Genomic DNA, 15863 nt, shown 5'->3' on the forward strand with positions numbered 1-15863 from the left:
CATGCGCATGGACACCAAGCACCTCCAGGAAGCCGGGCTGCCGGTCACGGACCTCGGCCCGGTCGTCGCCGAGGAGCGCCACCCGCTGCTGTTCGCCACGGTCTCCGGGGCGCATCTGTACGGGTTCCCCTCCCAGGACTCGGATGTGGACCTTCGGGGGGTCCATCTCCTGCCCGCGGAGGACCTGGTGGGACTCCGCGAGCCCGAGGAGACGCGCTCGCGGATGTGGGACCGGGACGGGATCGAGATGGACCTCGTCACGCACGACCTGCGGAAGTTCGTCCGGCTGATGCTGAAACCGAACGGCTATGTGCTGGAGCAGCTGCTCTCGCCGCTGGTCGTGCACACGAGCGGGACGCACACGGAACTGGTGGACCTGGCGCCGGGCGTGCTCACCCGCAACCATGCCCACCACTACCGGGGATTCGCCAATACCCAGTGGCGGCTCTTCGAGAGAACCGGTGAACTGAAGCCGCTGCTGTACACCTTCCGGGCGCTGCTCACCGGGATCCACCTGATGCGCAGCGGCGAAGTGCGGGCGCATCTGCCGACCCTCCTCGGGGAGGTGGCGGCGCCCGCGTATCTGCCCGAGCTGATCGAGGCGAAGGCCGAGGCCGAGCACGGGGGAGCGGGGGACATGGTCGGCGCGGCGGTGTCCCGGGACGTCGAGGCGCTGCACGGGGTGCTGGACCGGGCCCAGGAGGAATCGGGGCTTCCCGAGAGGGCCGGCGGGTTCGAGGAACTGCACGACCTCGTGGTGCGGGCGCGGTTGACAGGCCCTAGCGGCCGCCCACGGAGTCCCCGCCGGGCCAGGACACGGACGCCCGGCGGGTGCGGATCAGGAAGTCCTCCACCCGGGCCCGGTCCGGCTCCGGCGGGAGCGGGGAGTTCTCAGCGGCCTCGTCGTCCTCCTCGACGAGACGGTTCATGCGGCGTTCGACCTCCGCCCACGGCACCTCGCCCCGCTTCACCGCCAGCAGCTCCTCCCGGGCCGCGCCCACCTCGATCGTGAGCTCGCCCGTGCGCAGCAGGTCCCGGCCGCAGGTCAGCAGCCGCAGCAGATGCATGGCGTGCTTCCAGCGCGGCGCCCCGTGCTGCCGTACGTCCGCCTCCAGCTTCCTGCGCTGCCCCGAGGCGTAGCGGACGAAGGTCTGGTGGGCCAGCCGGGAGAGGAACGCGCCGCGCAGGGAGAGGAGTTCACGGCCCACGGCGTCGGCGTGTTCCACCAGTGGTGAGTGCAGGCACTCCAGCACATTGGGGTTGGCGCGCAGCGCCAGCTCGCAGAAGCGTTCCAGCTCCCATGAGAACTGCTCCTGTGCCGGGCCCTCGACATGCGTCGGCGGCTTCTCGAACCGCCAGAACAGCGGCGTCGGCGCGAGGAACACGCCGCGCCGGTCGGTGTCGCTCCCCTCCGTGGCGAGCCCGAAGGCGCGTGAGCCCATCACGCAGGAGTAGACCGTGTGGTCGCGTACGAGAGCCTCGGGATCAGGGGTGATCATGCCGGCGAGAGTACGTGAGCGAAATCGGGTTGCACCGGGGATATCGGGACGGCCCTCAGACGCCCGCTCAAGTGGCAGAAGCCCGGGTTCTGATCGACATTGTCGATAAATCATCCCCTCTGGAAAGGCAGAACCATGGCAGGAAACGATCTCGGCAGCCTGCTGGGCGGCTTGCTGGGCGGCGGCGGCCAGAGCGGCGGCTCGGGCGGCGCGGGGAACATCCTCGGCGCGCTGCTGGGCGCGCTCGGCGGCGGCCAGGGCGGAACGGGCGGCGGTGGCAACGCGCTCGAAGGGCTGATCGGGATGCTCACCAGATCCGGCCTCGTCGACCAGGCGCAGTCCTGGGTCGGTACCGGTGAGAACCAGGCGGTCAGCGGCGCCCAGATCAGCGAGGCGCTGCCGGACGAGACCTTGCAGAAGGTCGCCCGGGAAGCGGGGGTCAGCACGGAGCAGGCGGCCGACGAGATCGCCCGGTCGCTGCCGACAGCGGTCGACAAGCTGACTCCTTCGGGCGAGGTGCCGGAGGGCCGCTCGATCGAGGACCTGGTCCGGGAGCAGCAGCTCTGACGGCGAGAGCGGCCCGAGGGCCTGTCCGGCGCAGCGGGGCCGGGCAGGCCCTCGGGCCGTCGGCGCGTACCCGCCCCGTCTCACGGACAGAGCACCCCGGACCGCCGGCCGCGCCGCCCCTCTAGGCTGATCGGGCACAGAGAGATCACGCAGGCGGACAGCAGGCGCGACACGTACGAGGAACCGAGGAGCACGACGTGGCGGTACGAGCGGTCCGCGGAGCCGTCCAGCTCGAGCAGGACGAGGCCGGGCACATGGGTGAGCGGGTCGGTGCCCTGCTCACCGCCGTCCTGGAGCGCAACAGCCTCGTCGCGGACGATCTGATCAGCATCTGGTTCACGGCCACCCCGGACCTGCACAGCGACTTCCCGGCCGCCGCCGCGCGCGGGCTCGGTATCGTCGACGTACCGCTGATCTGCGCCCAGGAGCTGGACATCGAGGGGGCCATGCCCCGTGTGGTGCGCATACTCGCGCACGTCGAGACGTACCTTCCCAAGTCCGAGATCGCCCACGTGTACCTCGGTGCCACCGCCGCACTTCGCAAGGACATCGCCCAGTGAGAACCGCCGTCGTCATCGGAACGGGCCTCGTCGGCACTTCCGCAGCCCTCGCCCTCGCCGGGCGCGGCATCCATGTCCACCTCGTCGACCACGACCCCCAGTCGGCCCGCACCGCGGCCGCGCTGGGCGCCGGTACGGACGAGGCGCCCGACGGCCCCGTGGACCTGGCGATCATCGCCGTGCCGCCCGCCCACGTGGCCTCGGTGCTGGCCACCGCCCTGCGGGACGGCGTCGCCCGCGGCTACCTCGACGTCGCCAGCGTGAAGGGCGGCCCGCGCCGCGAGCTGGAGGCCCTCGGCCTCGACCTCGCGCCGTACATCGGTACGCACCCCATGGCCGGCAAGGAGCGGTCGGGCCCCCTCGCCGCCACCGCGGATCTGTTCGAGGGCAGGCCCTGGGTCCTCACCCCGACCCGTGACACCGACACCGAGGTCCTCAACCTCGCCCTGGAACTGGTCGCGCTCTGCCGCGCCGTCCCGGTCGTCATGGACGCCGACGCGCACGACCGGGCCGTCGCCCTGGTCTCCCACACTCCGCAGCTGATCTCGTCGATGGTCGCCGCCCGCCTGGAGGAGGCCGACGAGACCGCCGTACGCCTCTGCGGCCAGGGCATCAGGGACGTCACCCGGATCGCCGCCTCCGACCCCCGGATGTGGGTGGAGATCCTCTCCGCCAACCCCGGCCCGGTCGCCGACGTGCTGGCCGGGGTCGCCGCCGACCTGGACGAGACGGTACGGGCGCTGCGCGGCCTGCAGTCCGCCGACGACGACCGGCGCCGCGAGGGCACCGAGGGCATCGAGGACGTCCTGCGCCGCGGCAACGCGGGCCGGGTCAGGGTGCCGGGCAAGCACGGGACCGCCCCCACCGCGTACGAAATGGTGTCCGTGCTCATCAGCGACCGGCCGGGCGAACTGGCCGGGATCTTCGCCGACGCCGGACGGGCCGGGGTCAACGTCGAGGACGTGCGCATCGAGCACGCCACCGGGCAGCAGGCCGGCCTGGTCCAGCTGATGGTCGAGCCGAGCGCGGCCCCCGCACTGAGCGCGGCGCTGCGCGAGCGGGGCTGGTCGATACGCCAGTAGCCCGGGGCGGCGGGGCCGGAAGGCCGTTGTCCACAGGGGTGCAGAGACCCGCTCCGACACTCGGTAACCTTGTGCGGGGCGGGTTCACACGCGCCCCCGTCCCGCCCACCCCGTGTATTCAGGAAGGTGTCCACCACCGTGGAAACCCGTACGGCCCCGGCCGCAGTGATCGTCGCCATCGACGGGCCATCCGGCACCGGCAAGTCGAGCACGTCCAAGGCCGTCGCCGCGCAGCTCGGCCTGAGCTACCTGGACACCGGCGCCCAGTACCGGGCGATCACCTGGTGGATGCTGAACAACGGCATCGACGTGCAGGACGCGACGGAGGTGGCGACCGCGGCCGCCAAGCCGGTCATCGTCTCCGGCACGGACCCGGCCGCCCCGACGATCACCGTCGACGGCGAGGACGCCGCGGGCCCGATCCGCACCCAGGAGGTCACCTCCAAGGTCAGCGCCGTCAGCGCCGTCCCCGAGGTGCGCACCCGGATCACCGAGCTGCAGCGCAGCATCGCCGCCGCGGCCGAGCGGGGCATAGTGGTCGAGGGTCGGGACATCGGCACCACCGTGCTGCCCGACGCCGACCTGAAGATCTTCCTCACCGCTTCCCCGGAGGCACGCGCCGCCCGTCGCAGCGGAGAGGTCAAGGGCTCCGACCTCGCCGCCACCAAGGAGGCGCTGATCAAGCGGGACGCGGCCGACTCCGGCCGCAAGACCTCCCCGCTGGCCAGGGCGGACGACGCCGTCGAGGTGGACACCACCGAGCTGACCCTTCAGCAGGTCATCGAGTGTGTCGTCACCCTCGTCGAGGAGAAGCGGGCCACGAAGTGACCCAGGCCACGGGCTCGCCCTCGCCGCGCGGCGCGGCGGTCGGGCGCGGGATCGGCATCGGGCTGATGTACGGGCTGTGGAAGCCCCGCGTCCTCGGTGCGTGGCGGGTCCCCGCCTCCGGACCCGTCATACTCGCGGTGAACCACTCGCACAACATCGACGGTCCGATGCTGATGGGCACCGCGCCCCGGCCCGTCCACTTCCTGATCAAGAAAGAGGCGTTCGTCGGCCCGCTCGACCCGTTCCTGCGCGGAATCGGTCAGCTGAAGGTGGACCGTACGACCGTCGACCGCACCGCCATCACCCACGCCCTCGGCGTGCTGGAGAACGGCGGGGCGCTCGGGATCTTTCCCGAGGGCACCAGGGGCGAGGGCGACTTCGCCTCCCTGCGTGCCGGGCTCGCGTACTTCGCGGTACGCAGCGGGGCGCCGATCGTGCCCGTGGCCGTCCTGGGAAGCACCGAGCGCCGCGGACGGTTGATATCGGCACTGCCGCCGCTGCGCAGCCGGGTCGACGTCGTCTTCGGCGATGCCTTCGAGGCGGGCGACGGCAGTGGCAGGCGTACGCGCAAGGCGCTGGACGAGGCGACGGTACGGATCCAGGGGCGGCTGACCGCCCATCTGGACGAGGCCAGGCGTTTCACCGGGCGCTAGGTAAGACTTGAGTAGTGGGCCGCGTGTTCGTGGCCCATCGATGATGATGCAAAGAGGAACGGACTTCATGAACGACCAGATTCACTCCGACGGCTCGGACCATGAGCACGGAGCACTTGGCGACGCCGAGTACGCGGAGTTCATGGAGCTCGCCGCGGAGGAGGGCTTCGACCTCGAAGAGGTCGAGGGCGCGATCGACGAGGCCGGTCACGGACCGCTGCCCGTGCTCGCCGTCGTCGGCCGCCCCAACGTAGGCAAGTCGACGCTGGTGAACCGGATCATCGGCCGCCGTGAGGCGGTCGTCGAGGACAAGCCGGGCGTCACCCGTGACCGCGTCACCTACGAGGCCGAGTGGGCGGGCCGCCGCTTCAAGGTCGTCGACACCGGCGGCTGGGAGCAGGACGTGCTGGGCATCGACGCCTCCGTCGCCGCCCAGGCCGAGTACGCGATCGAGGCGTCCGACGCGGTCGTCTTCGTGGTCGACTCGACCGTCGGCGCGACCGACACCGACGAGGCCGTCGTCAAGCTGCTGCGCCGGGCGGGCAAGCCGGTCGTGCTGTGCGCCAACAAGGTCGACGGACAGAGCGGCGAGGCGGACGCCACCGCGCTGTGGTCGCTGGGCCTCGGCGAGCCGCACCCGGTCTCCTCGCTGCACGGCCGCGGCACCGGCGACCTGCTCGACGCCGTGCTCGAAGCGCTTCCCGAGGCCCCGGCGCAGCGCTTCGGCACCGCGATCGGCGGCCCGCGCCGGATCGCGCTCATCGGCCGTCCGAACGTCGGCAAGTCCTCGCTGCTGAACAAGGTGGCGAACGAGGACCGCGTCGTCGTCAACGAGCTCGCCGGCACCACCCGCGACCCGGTCGACGAGCTGATCGAGCTCGGCGGCATCACCTGGAAGTTCATCGACACGGCCGGCATCCGCCGTCGCGTCCACCTCCAGGAGGGTGCGGACTACTACGCCTCGCTGCGTACCGCCGCCGCCGTGGAGAAGGCCGAGGTCGCCGTCGTCCTGATCGACGCGGGCGAGTCCATCAGCGTCCAGGACCAGCGCATCATCACCATGGCCGTGGAGGCCGGGCGTGCCCTGGTGATCGCGTACAACAAGTGGGACACGCTCGACGAGGAGCGCCGCTACTACCTGGAGCGCGAGATCGAGACGGAGCTCGCGCAGATCGCGTGGGCCCCCCGGGTCAACGTCTCGGCCGTCACCGGCCGGCACATGGAGAAGCTCGTCCCGGCGATCGAGACCGCCCTCGCCAGCTGGGAGACCCGCATCCCCACCGGCCGGCTGAACGCCTTCCTCGGCGAGATCGTCGCCTCCCACCCGCACCCCGTCCGCGGTGGCAAGCAGCCCCGGATCCTCTTCGGCACCCAGGCCGGTACCAAGCCGCCGCGCTTCGTACTGTTCGCCTCGGGCTTCCTGGAGCACGGCTACCGACGGTTCGTCGAGCGCCGGCTGCGTGAGGAGTTCGGCTTCGAGGGCACCCCGATCCACATCTCGGTGCGGGTCCGCGAGAAGCGCGGCCGCAACAAGTAGCGCGCAACGGCGTACGACAGAGCCCCGGACCGTCTCGCATCCGAGACGGTCCGGGGCTCTGTCGCAGGGTCAGGCCCCTCGCGAGCCCGGGGGCAGGGCCGCGGGCTGGGTGCGCCCGGAGTGCCGGCCCACCCGCTGCCAGGACCCGAGGCCGCCGCTGTGCGTGCCGGTGCTGCTGCCGTGTCCGGTGGCCCCGCCTGTCACGGCGAGACCGGTGGAGAAACCGGCGGAGTGGCCGGAATGGCCGCTCAGCGGGAGACGGCTGCCGAAGAGCCCGGTGCCGAAGGCCATGAAGCCGAGATTCTCCTCGCCGCTCCGATCACCCGGCAGCGCCCGGAACGAACGGCGGTACTCGGAGTACAGCGCGTCGTAGATCGGGGTGTGGGACTGACCGCCCGAGGGGTCCTGCGAGGGCCGCATGGCAGGAATCGGGCTCGGGCGCTGGTGGGAGGAGTCGTATGAGTGCACGTATGTGCCAACGACCCCGGTGTCCGTCGGATGCGGGCGCAACGGAGAAATCGCTGTTCGCCGCTGGTGCGAGGGGCCGCCGCCCATGATCAGGTGCCGGCCAGCGGCATCGCGGCGGCCACCAGGAGCCCGTTGGCCGCGGCCTTGTCCAGAGCGTCGCGCAGCAGGTCCTCGCGTGGCTGCTGGCCGATCGATCCGGCGGGGGCGGCGAAGACGAGGACGGTCTGCGACTTGTTGGCCGCGGTCCGCCAGCCCTCGGTGACCTGGAGCGGGGCGTGCGCCTGCCACCAGGCGACCGGTGCGCCGCCGCCGGTGCCCGGCTGGAGCACGGCGTGCAGCTGGCCCATGGCGAGCAGGATCGACCAGCCGTGCAGCAGGGCGGGCACCTGGTCCATCCGGTGGACCGGGTGGAAGCCCTGCTCCAGCAGGAGCTGGAGGAATTCGTCGCCCCGGCTGCTGTCCGCGCCCGGACGGGTGATCGCCCCGGTCGGCTCGACGACGAGGGCCGGGTGGAGCTCGTCGTCGATCAGGACGAGGCCGCTGGTGATCCCGAGGACGGCCTGCTCGGCGGGGAGGTTCTGCGGCTGCGCCGCGCCGCCGCCGGAGCCCTCGGTGCCGGTGATGCTGCGTACGGCGCCCTGCAGCTGCTCCTCGGCGACCTGGACCACCTGCGAGGGGATGCACGTCGCGTGGGCGAAGGCGAGGACGGCGGTCTCGTCGCCGACGAAGAGCACCGTGCTGGTGCGTTCCTGCTCGGAGTCGCCGGGGGTGCGGCAGGAAGTGCAGTCGTAACTGCCCGGGGCGTTGTCGCCGACGAGCAGCCGGTCGGCTTCGGCGTCGCCGATCTCGGCGCGTACGTCCTCGCTGACGTCGAGCATGCGCGGCACGGGTGGCTCCTCGAACTCGGTGCGTGCGCCGGGCGGTTCCCGGCTCATGGAAATGACAACGGGCGAGCCGCAGCCGGGGTCACGCGAGAAAGGGAACGTAATCGAACCAACCGGCGCAGAGGGTGAATCTCGGGATCCTTGAGGCTGATTTGAGCGTATTTTTCCGGACCTGGTGGGGCGCGATGTGGTCGACTCGATCACGGGCCGGTGCGCCGATACGTCGACAAAGCGGGAAAGCGGGTGAGTTTACGGCTGACCGAAATTCGTCCCTACGGGGAGTGAACCGCCGACCGGCCTGCGCCGTCATGCCAAGTGCAGCCTGCCGCTGACCAGCCGAACCGGGAGATATGGCGTTTCATGCACATTTCTTTCCTGCTCCACAACGCCTATGGAGTCGGGGGCACGATCCGCACGACGTTCAATCTCGCCGGGGAGCTGGCCGGGCACCATGACGTCGAGATCGTGTCGGTCTTCAGGCACCGCGACGTCCCCGCGCTGGGCGCCCCCGAAGGGGTGCGCATGAGCCACCTCGTCGATCTGCGGAAGAAGAGCCCGACGTACGACGGCGACGCCGCCGAATACGCCCGTCCCGCGACCGTGTTCCCGCGCGGCGACAGCAGGTACCGGCAGTACAGCAGGCTGAGCGACGCACGGGTGGCGGGCCATCTGCGTTCCCTGGAGGCGGACGTCGTGGTCGGAACCCGGCCGGGGCTCAATGTGCACATCAGCAGGCAGGCCCGCCGAGGCCCGGTCCTGATCGGGCAGGAACACCTCACCCTCGACAGCCACGGCTACCGGCTCCGCCGCGAGATCGGGCACCGCTACGCCCTGCTCGACGCGATCACCACCGTCACCGAAGCCGACGCCCAGGCCTACCGGACCGGGTTCAAGCTGCCCGGCGTACGCATCGAGGCCATTCCCAACAGTGTGCCCGCGCCGACGGTCGCACCCGCCGACGGCGACCACAAGTGGGTGATCGCCGCGGGCCGGCTGCACAAGGTCAAGCGGTACGACCTGCTCGTCCGGGCGTTCGCCGACGTGGTCGCGGTCCGCCCGGACTGGCGGCTTCGCATCTACGGCGGCGGTGACGCGACCGGGAACGAACGAGAGGCGCTGCTCACGCTCGTCGCCGAACTCGGCCTGCACAATCACGTGTTCCTGATGGGCCCGGTCAATCCGCTGGAGGCCGAGTGGCCCAAGGGGTCGATCGCCGCGGTCACTTCGGACCGCGAGTCCTTCGGCATGACCATCGTCGAGGCGATGCGCTGCGGGCTGCCGGTCGTCGCCACCGACTGCCCGCACGGCCCCCGCGAGATCATCGACGACGGCACCGACGGACGGCTGGTGCCCGTCGGTGACACGGCGGCGGTGGCCGACGCCCTGCTCGGTCTGATCGAGGACGACGGGGCACGGCACCGCGCGGGGCACGCCGCGCTGGCCGCTTCGCGGCGGTTCGACCCGTCGCGGATCGCCGAACGCCATGAACGGCTCTTCACCGAACTCGCCTCGCGGGGCCCGCGCGACCGCTCGCACGGCGCGATGGGCACCACGTTGCACCGCGCCCGGGGCGCCGTGCTGGACGGGGCGTACGCCCTGCGCTACAAGGCAGCCGCCGCGATCCGCAAGGGGAAGACCGCATGACCGCCTCCGCAGGACGAAGGACACCGCGGGCCGACTGCACCGTGGGGCCCGACGGCGGGATCACCTTCGATCTCGACCTCCGGCGCGGCGAGGACGAGGAGGTGCCCGAACTGCTTCTCCGGCTGCGCGGCGCCAAGGGTCCGGACAACGACGGCAGGATCGTACGGCTGTCGCTGAGCCCGCTGCGCGACGGACGGCTGCGCGCGGTGCTGCCGGGGACCACGGAGGCCGCCGAGGGCCGCTGGGACGTCTACCTGCGGGAGCCGGGCGCGGGCGACGACGGGGCGGTGGCCGTCGAGCCCGGGATCAGGGACCTGCGACTGCTCGTCGACCACGCACCGGGGGCCGGGCGGATCGCGGTCCGTATCCCGTACCCGACCCTCGACGGCCGGCTCGCCGTGCGCTGCTGGCTGCGCGCACCGCACGCCGAGGCCGGACCGGTGACCTTCGACGGGACCGGGATGACCGTCGAGGGCACGCTGTACGGGACCGGTCTCGGCACCGATGCCCGTGTCGAGGCGCGACTGCCCGGAGCCGACGGCCGGGTCCTGCGGGTGCCGGTCACCGGACAGCCGGGCGGCTTCGCCTTCAGGCTCCCCCTCGACCGGCTGGCCGACGGGGCCGTCACCGCGCAGCAGCTGTGGACGCTCTGGCTGATCCCGGGGGCGGCGGAGGGCGAGTCGGCCGGCGGCGTACGGATCTCCCGCATCCTCGACGACATCTGGGACCGCAAGAAGATCTTCGTCTACCCGGGCCGCAGCGCGGGGGAGGGCACTCGGGCCACCCCCTGCTACTCCACCGACAACGACCTCTGTGTACGGCTCGAGCCGGAACCGGCGCCTTAGACCGACCGGCAAATGAGGGGTGGGAGAAGGAGCGGGGCCGGGTGCGTGCAGCTGCAAGGCGGAGGAGGGAGGCAACGCGGAGCGTTGTTGACTGACGACAACGCCGCAGATGTGCGCACCCAGCCCCGCGACGCCGCCCTCCATTTGCCGGTCGGTCTCAGACGCTGTCGTTCGGATCAGGCCGGGCTCGCGTGCTCCGGACCCCGCCAGGGGTTGCGGACGCGGGCTGTCCGCAACCCCTGGCAGACTCGCCCCATGTTGGAGACCTCGGCACGACTGCTGCGTCTGCTCTCACTGCTCCAGGCGCACCGCGACTGGTCCGGCGCCGATCTCGCCGATCGGCTCGGAGTCACCCCGCGGACCGTCCGGCGTGACGTCGACAAGCTGCGCGAACTGGGCTACCCGGTCAACGCCAGTCCCGGCACCGGCGGCGGGTACCAGCTCGGCGCCGGTGCCCAGCTGCCGCCACTGCTCCTGGACGACGAGGAGGCCGTCGCCGTCGCGGTCGGCCTGCGCACCGCGGCGGGCAACGGCGTCGAGGGCATCGGAGAGACCTCCGTACACGCCCTGGCCAAGCTCGAACAGGTGCTGCCGGACCGGCTCCGGCGCCGGGTGAACGCGCTGAACACCTTCACGGTGCCCCTGCTCCGCGGGCCCGGTGCGTCGGTCGCCGACGCGGGTGTCCTGACCGAACTCGCCGGGGCCTGCCGGGACGCCGAACGACTGCGCTTCGAGTACCGGGACCACTCCGGCACCGTCTCGCGGCGGACCGTCGAACCCCACCGGCTGGTGTGTACCGAGCGCCGCTGGTATCTCGTCGCCTGGGACCTGGACCGCGCGGACTGGCGTACGTTCCGGGCGGACCGGATCACCCCCACGCCGCCGCACGGACCGAGGTTCGTCCCCCGTGACGCACCCGCCGAGGATCTGGCCGCCTATGTCTCGAAGGGGATCTCCACGGGGGCGTACCCGACGCAGGCGGTGGTCCGGCTGAAGGCGGGGATCGAGCGCGCGGCCGAGCGGGTCTCGCCCTCGGCCGGGGTGCTGGAGGCGGTCGACGCCGACACCTGTCTGCTGCGCACCGGGGCCGCCACCCTGGACGTGCTGGTCATCCACGTGATGATGCTCGGGATCGACTTCGAGGTGGTCGAACCACCGGCGCTCCAGGACGCGATCAGGGTGGCGAGGGACCGGCTGTCCAGGGTCCTGGAGTGAGGCCTGCCTGCGACAACGCCATACGGGCGGTCGGGGTTGCCCGCTATACCGGCGGCAGTCGGCGGCTGTCCCCGTGCCCCGGCGCGAATATTGTGACCAAAGGATAAGGCTGCCATAAGGAAGCGTGAATTCCGGGCGACCTGCTCATTTACACAGGTTATTCGGCGCGGGAATTCCACTCGCTCGATACGGGATATTCCGCTCCGATTACGGGCCTTCCGCGTGTTCGTTTTCCGGCTTGTGTGATTACTGTGTGTCCGGACCCCGGGGCGCGGGTTCGGGTGGCGTGATTCATACGGCGCGCGTGTCGTGATCCTGTGACACAAGCGTGACCGGCAGGGAACGTGGGGATGCCCGGCGGCGGCAGGTGCCCCGGCTTCCGTCGCCGCCCGCAGCCGCCTACGGTGAGGTGCATGGCACCCATACCGACCCCTCCCGTCCAGCCCGACGACGCCCCCGGTGAGTACGTCGGCCTCGCCGCCGACGCCGCCGAACGGCGGGCCCGCAGCCATGGCTGGACCACCGTCAGATCCCTGCCGCCGGGCGCGATCATCACCATGGAGTTCCGGAGCGGACGGATCAACTTCGAGGTCGACGCCGCCGTCGTCACCCGCTGCTGGCTGGGCTGAGACCTCCCGCGACCCGGGCCGTCCGGCCCGGGACCCCCGGACATGAGTGAAGGCCCCGACCGGAGTCGGGGCCTTCACTCATGTCCGGGGGAGCGGCTGTGCGTACCGTCCCGGTGATCGCCGGAGCCTCAGCCGCCGGTCACCGGGCGGGCCGGGCTCGTGCCGCCGCGCGGCGTGCGGTCGGCGTGCGGCGGGCGCCGGCTGCCGGCCGGGGTGACCGGGGTCCGCTCCGAGCGCACCAGATGCGTCGGATGCGACGCGTGCGCGCGCGAGCGGGTGCCCGTGCCGCCCGTGGCCGCCGCGACGACCGGCTCCAGTGCCGGGCTCTGTGCCGGGGCGTCGCTGCCGTCCGGCTGCGGCGGCAGCGTGGTCCTCGGGCCTCCGGCCGCGACGGGCAGGGAGGGAACGGGACGGCCGAGGCCCCGCAGGTTCTCGCGCTGGGCGAAGATCCATGCCTCGGCCCGGGTGATCAGCGGCTCGACCCAGGGCAGGCCCAGCATGATCAGCAGCCCCGCGGCCCAGCCCAGCAGGACATCGCTGAGCCAGTGCGTACCGAGATAGACGGTGGTGAGGCCGACGCCGAGCGAGACGATGGCCGACATGGCCGAGAGATAGCGCCGGGCTCGTGGGGTGGTGGCCAGATAGGCGAGGATTCCCCAGGTCACGACCGCGTTGGCGGTGTGGCCGGAGGGGAATATATCGCCGCCGGCGAAGAGTTCGGCGGAGCCGATCTGGGTGGCGTAGTGCGGGCCGAGACGCCCGAGGCCGATCTTGACCGCGCCGACCGTCACATTGAGCAGCAGCAGCGCCGCGCCCAGCGTCAGCAGCGGCCGCAGCGTGTGCTGCCGCCAGGAACGCCAGCCGAGCCAGCAGGCGACCATGGTGGCGGTGGGTCCGCGCTGGCCGAGCACGATGTAGTAGTCGAGGAAGGCATGAATTCCCGGCCACTGCTGATACGGCCGGAAGAGCATGACCTTCCAGTCCAGGGCCACCAGCCAGGACGAGACCAGCACGGCAATGACGATGGCGAGATAGAACGCCAACGTCCCGCCGAAGAGCGCGATGCGGTGACGGCTCATCCGCGGTGGCTCTATCTTCGGCGGCTCCGGCTCCCGGTCCAGCCGGGCAAAGATGTCGGTACGCACCCAATCGACGTTACAGCGAGTTAGTGCGAGACCAGGTCGATCCGGTCTCTTTGTGATGACGATGTGATGTGGACTATGTCTCAGCAGGGTCTTAATTCCCGATCCGCGTAAGCAGCTCGGCGGGCCTTCACGCTATTGATTTCGCACGCATTTCGGAAGGGTGTTTGGATGCGGGCAGAAAAACGCAGGAGGTGCCGGTATGAATTTATTCGGGCCCGCCGGGAGGCGGAACGGACGGTGCCGGTCCGGTCACCGGCCGCCTTCGGCGCGGGCCCGGCGGGTGCTCCGCGGGGGTGGCCGAGTACCGTCCTGTGCCGGGTGCGCAGGGCGTCCTCGCAGGTCCGGGCGGCGGGTCGGCGTGGCGTACGCCACACTCCGTGGTCCGAACGGGTATGAGGTGGACCACGTGTGGGGGCTCCGAACTCGCGTACGCTGACGGACCACTCGCCCGTCGATGCCGGGCCATGAGGAGCGGCGAACCGTCGCATCCCCGGTTGGCCCGCCGAGCGCGAGGGACCTTTTGGGAGGTACACGCATGTCCGGGACGACCACAGCCCGACTCCGGCTGCGCTCAGCAGCCGACGGTGCCAATCGATGGGTCGTCCTCGTCGTCCTCTGCCTCAGCCTCCTGCTCGTGGCACTCGATGCGACCGTGCTCCACGTCGCCGTACCCGCCGTCACCGAGGACCTGCGGCCCAGCGCGGTCGGTCTGCTCTGGATCGTCGACGCCTACCCGCTGGTCTGTGCCTCGCTGCTGATTCTCTTCGGCACCCTCGGGGACCGGGTCGGCCGCCGCCGCGTCCTGCTGCTCGGCTACGCCCTCTTCGGTGTCGCCTCCGCGATCGCCGCGATGGCCGACAGTCCCGGCGTACTCATCGTGGCGCGTGCCCTGCTCGGGGTGGGCGGCGCGATGATCATGCCGGCGACGCTGTCGATCCTCCGGCAGGTCTTCCCCGACCGGCGCGAACGGGCCGTGGCGATCGGCGTCTGGACCGCGGTCGCCGCCGTGGGCGCCGCCGTCGGTCCGGTCATCGGCGGCTTCCTCGTCGAGCACTTCTGGTGGGGCTCGGTCTTCCTGATCAACGTCCCGCTGATGGCGCTGGTCCTGCCGGTCGGACGGCTGCTCCTGCCCGAGTCGCGCGGCAGCCACGACGGCCCGTGGGACGTGCTGGGTGCGCTGATGGCCGCGGCCGGAGTGCTCGGGATGGTCCTCGGGGTGAAGCGGGCGGGCACCGGTGAGGAAGTGCTGAGCCCGGCCACCCTCGCCCCGCTGCTGATCGGGGCGGTCCTGCTCATCGTGTTCGTGCGCCGTCAGAAGCGGCGTACGCATCCGCTGATCGACATCGGGATGTTCGCCAGGCCCGCCTTCTCCACCGCGGTGGGCTGCATCGTCCTCGCCATGCTGGCCCTGGTCGGTCTTGAGCTCATAGCCGTGCAGTACCTCCAGCTCGTCCTCGGCCTGAGCCCGCTCCAGACCGGCCTGCGGCTGCTGCCGCTCACCTTCGCCGCCATGGCCGCGGGCGCCACCGGCTCGTACACCCTGCGCCGCGTCGGTCCGCGCAGGATGGTCGGCTGGGGCTTCGTGCTCACGGCGGTCTCGGTGCTGATCCTGACCGCGATGGGGCAGCACGACCGGCCCGCGCTGCTGACGGCGGCCTTCGTCGTCCTCGGCTTCGGACTCCAGACCACGCTCTTCGGGGCGTACGAATCCATGCTCAGCGAGGCCCCCGCCGACCGCGCGGGCGGGGCGGCGGCGATCGGCGAGACCTCGTACCAGCTGGGCGCGGGCATGGGGATCGCCCTGCTCGGCAGCGTCATGAACGCCGCCTACACCCCCGGGCTCTCGAAGCTTCCCGAAGCGGGTGTCCCGGCCGGGGCCCGCGCGGCCGCCGCCCACTCGCTGGGCGAGGCCTACCAGGTGGCGGACCGGCTGGGCGGTCCGCTGGGCGCGGTGCTGCGCTCCACGGCGCGCCATTCCTTCATCACGGGGCTGCATGTCACGCTGCTGGTCAGCGCCGCGCTGCTGCTGCTCGGGGCGCTGGCCGCGCTGCGGCTGCCGCGGGTGATGGACTGCCCGTCGCCGACGCTCGACGATCCCGAACGGACCGAAGCGAGCGAGCTGCGCGAACACCGCATGGCGCACGAGACCCCCGCCCCGGGCCGTGCGCAGCTGCCCCTGCCGCGGCCCGCCCGGCGCCGACCCGCCGAGGCGACCGGCTCTGGACGGGCGGCACACTGAGCCGTAACGTCGGTGCGACGCCATAACTAACACTGCTAGTTTTAGCATCGCGCGAGCCGCCGGAGGCA

Annotated in this window: 15 protein-coding genes and 1 pseudogene; 12 read left to right on the forward strand and 4 right to left on the reverse strand. The window is 71.6% G+C overall.

Annotated elements, in window-relative coordinates; genetic code table 11:
* Position 1: 1 nt before the first annotated feature.
* Positions 2–778, forward strand: a pseudogene (locus tag OG520_RS31470) (DNA polymerase beta superfamily protein); the annotation flags it as partial.
* A gap of 1 nt (position 779) precedes the next feature.
* Here OG520_RS31470 and OG520_RS31475 read toward each other — a convergent pair.
* Complete coding sequence (locus tag OG520_RS31475; RefSeq protein WP_399336090.1) at positions 780–1499, reverse strand: DNA polymerase beta superfamily protein; 720 nt, start codon at positions 1497–1499, stop codon at positions 780–782.
* Between the two features lie 135 nt (positions 1500–1634).
* Between OG520_RS31475 and OG520_RS31480 the strand changes: the two genes are divergently transcribed.
* The 6 genes from OG520_RS31480 to der all read left to right on the forward strand — a co-directional run bounded on the left by OG520_RS31480 (position 1635) and on the right by der (position 6726).
* A complete protein-coding gene (locus tag OG520_RS31480; RefSeq protein WP_399336092.1) occupies positions 1635–2066 on the forward strand; it encodes a YidB family protein in 432 nt (143 codons plus the stop codon).
* Positions 2067–2263: 197 nt separating this feature from the next.
* On the forward strand, positions 2264–2626 hold the full coding sequence (gene aroH / locus OG520_RS31485; protein WP_266421302.1) for a chorismate mutase: 363 nt from the start codon (positions 2264–2266) through the stop codon (positions 2624–2626).
* On the forward strand, positions 2623–3708 hold the full coding sequence (locus tag OG520_RS31490) for a prephenate dehydrogenase (protein WP_406015385.1): 1086 nt from the start codon (positions 2623–2625) through the stop codon (positions 3706–3708). The genes aroH and OG520_RS31490 overlap by 4 nt, the downstream gene beginning before the upstream one ends.
* A gap of 126 nt (positions 3709–3834) precedes the next feature.
* The gene (gene cmk, locus OG520_RS31495; RefSeq protein WP_399336096.1) at positions 3835–4536 is read left to right on the forward strand and encodes a (d)CMP kinase; all 702 of its coding nucleotides are present in this window, start codon (positions 3835–3837) and stop codon (positions 4534–4536) included.
* Complete coding sequence (locus tag OG520_RS31500) at positions 4533–5189, forward strand: lysophospholipid acyltransferase family protein (protein ID WP_399336098.1); 657 nt, start codon at positions 4533–4535, stop codon at positions 5187–5189. Before cmk ends, OG520_RS31500 begins: the two co-directional genes overlap by 4 nt.
* Positions 5190–5256: 67 nt before the next feature.
* The gene (gene der, locus OG520_RS31505; RefSeq protein ID WP_389986165.1) at positions 5257–6726 is read left to right on the forward strand and encodes a ribosome biogenesis GTPase Der; all 1470 of its coding nucleotides are present in this window, start codon (positions 5257–5259) and stop codon (positions 6724–6726) included.
* 69 nt (positions 6727–6795) lie between these two features.
* On the opposite strand, the gene OG520_RS31510 is transcribed toward der, so the two are convergent.
* On the reverse strand, positions 6796–7146 hold the full coding sequence (locus OG520_RS31510; protein ID WP_406015386.1) for a hypothetical protein: 351 nt from the start codon (positions 7144–7146) through the stop codon (positions 6796–6798).
* 137 nt (positions 7147–7283) lie between these two features.
* Complete coding sequence (locus OG520_RS31515) at positions 7284–8081, reverse strand: hypothetical protein (RefSeq protein ID WP_406015387.1); 798 nt, start codon at positions 8079–8081, stop codon at positions 7284–7286.
* A gap of 357 nt (positions 8082–8438) precedes the next feature.
* On the opposite strand from OG520_RS31515, the gene OG520_RS31520 reads away from it, so the two are divergent.
* From OG520_RS31520 to OG520_RS31535, 4 genes are all read left to right on the forward strand, one after another.
* Positions 8439–9722 carry a glycosyltransferase family 4 protein gene (locus tag OG520_RS31520; protein WP_406015388.1) on the forward strand — a complete coding sequence of 428 codons (1284 nt, stop codon included), beginning with the start codon at positions 8439–8441 and terminating at the stop codon, positions 9720–9722.
* A complete protein-coding gene (locus OG520_RS31525) occupies positions 9719–10567 on the forward strand; it encodes a transferase (RefSeq protein WP_406015389.1) in 849 nt (282 codons plus the stop codon). The genes OG520_RS31520 and OG520_RS31525 overlap by 4 nt, the downstream gene beginning before the upstream one ends.
* Positions 10568–10822: 255 nt before the next feature.
* Complete coding sequence (locus OG520_RS31530) at positions 10823–11782, forward strand: helix-turn-helix transcriptional regulator (RefSeq protein WP_406015390.1); 960 nt, start codon at positions 10823–10825, stop codon at positions 11780–11782.
* Between the two features lie 413 nt (positions 11783–12195).
* On the forward strand, positions 12196–12411 hold the full coding sequence (locus OG520_RS31535; RefSeq protein WP_326764787.1) for an I78 family peptidase inhibitor: 216 nt from the start codon (positions 12196–12198) through the stop codon (positions 12409–12411).
* Between the two features lie 128 nt (positions 12412–12539).
* Here OG520_RS31535 and OG520_RS31540 read toward each other — a convergent pair whose 3' ends face one another.
* The gene (locus OG520_RS31540; RefSeq protein ID WP_406015391.1) at positions 12540–13556 is read right to left on the reverse strand and encodes a phosphatase PAP2 family protein; all 1017 of its coding nucleotides are present in this window, start codon (positions 13554–13556) and stop codon (positions 12540–12542) included.
* A 535-nt stretch (positions 13557–14091) separates the two neighbouring features.
* Here OG520_RS31540 and OG520_RS31545 point away from each other — a divergent pair.
* Positions 14092–15795: an MFS transporter gene (locus OG520_RS31545; RefSeq protein ID WP_406015392.1), complete on the forward strand. Its 1704-nt coding sequence runs from the start codon at positions 14092–14094 to the stop codon at positions 15793–15795.
* Positions 15796–15863 lie beyond the last annotated feature (68 nt).

The organism is Streptomyces sp. NBC_00984, assembly GCF_045162475.1.
Classification (GTDB): domain Bacteria; phylum Actinomycetota; class Actinomycetes; order Streptomycetales; family Streptomycetaceae; genus Streptomyces.

Coding starts and splice junctions, on each gene's coding strand:
- OG520_RS31475 (WP_399336090.1), bottom strand. CDS start 1,499: ATGATCACCCCTGATCCCGAGGCTCTCGTACGCGACCACACGGTCTAC.
- OG520_RS31480 (WP_399336092.1), top strand. CDS start 1,635: ATGGCAGGAAACGATCTCGGCAGCCTGCTGGGCGGCTTGCTGGGCGGC.
- der (WP_389986165.1), top strand. CDS start 5,257: ATGAACGACCAGATTCACTCCGACGGCTCGGACCATGAGCACGGAGCA.
- OG520_RS31510 (WP_406015386.1), bottom strand. CDS start 7,146: ATGCGGCCCTCGCAGGACCCCTCGGGCGGTCAGTCCCACACCCCGATC.
- OG520_RS31520 (WP_406015388.1), top strand. CDS start 8,439: ATGCACATTTCTTTCCTGCTCCACAACGCCTATGGAGTCGGGGGCACG.
- OG520_RS31525 (WP_406015389.1), top strand. CDS start 9,719: ATGACCGCCTCCGCAGGACGAAGGACACCGCGGGCCGACTGCACCGTG.
- OG520_RS31530 (WP_406015390.1), top strand. CDS start 10,823: ATGTTGGAGACCTCGGCACGACTGCTGCGTCTGCTCTCACTGCTCCAG.
- OG520_RS31535 (WP_326764787.1), top strand. CDS start 12,196: ATGGCACCCATACCGACCCCTCCCGTCCAGCCCGACGACGCCCCCGGT.
- OG520_RS31545 (WP_406015392.1), top strand. CDS start 14,092: ATGTCCGGGACGACCACAGCCCGACTCCGGCTGCGCTCAGCAGCCGAC.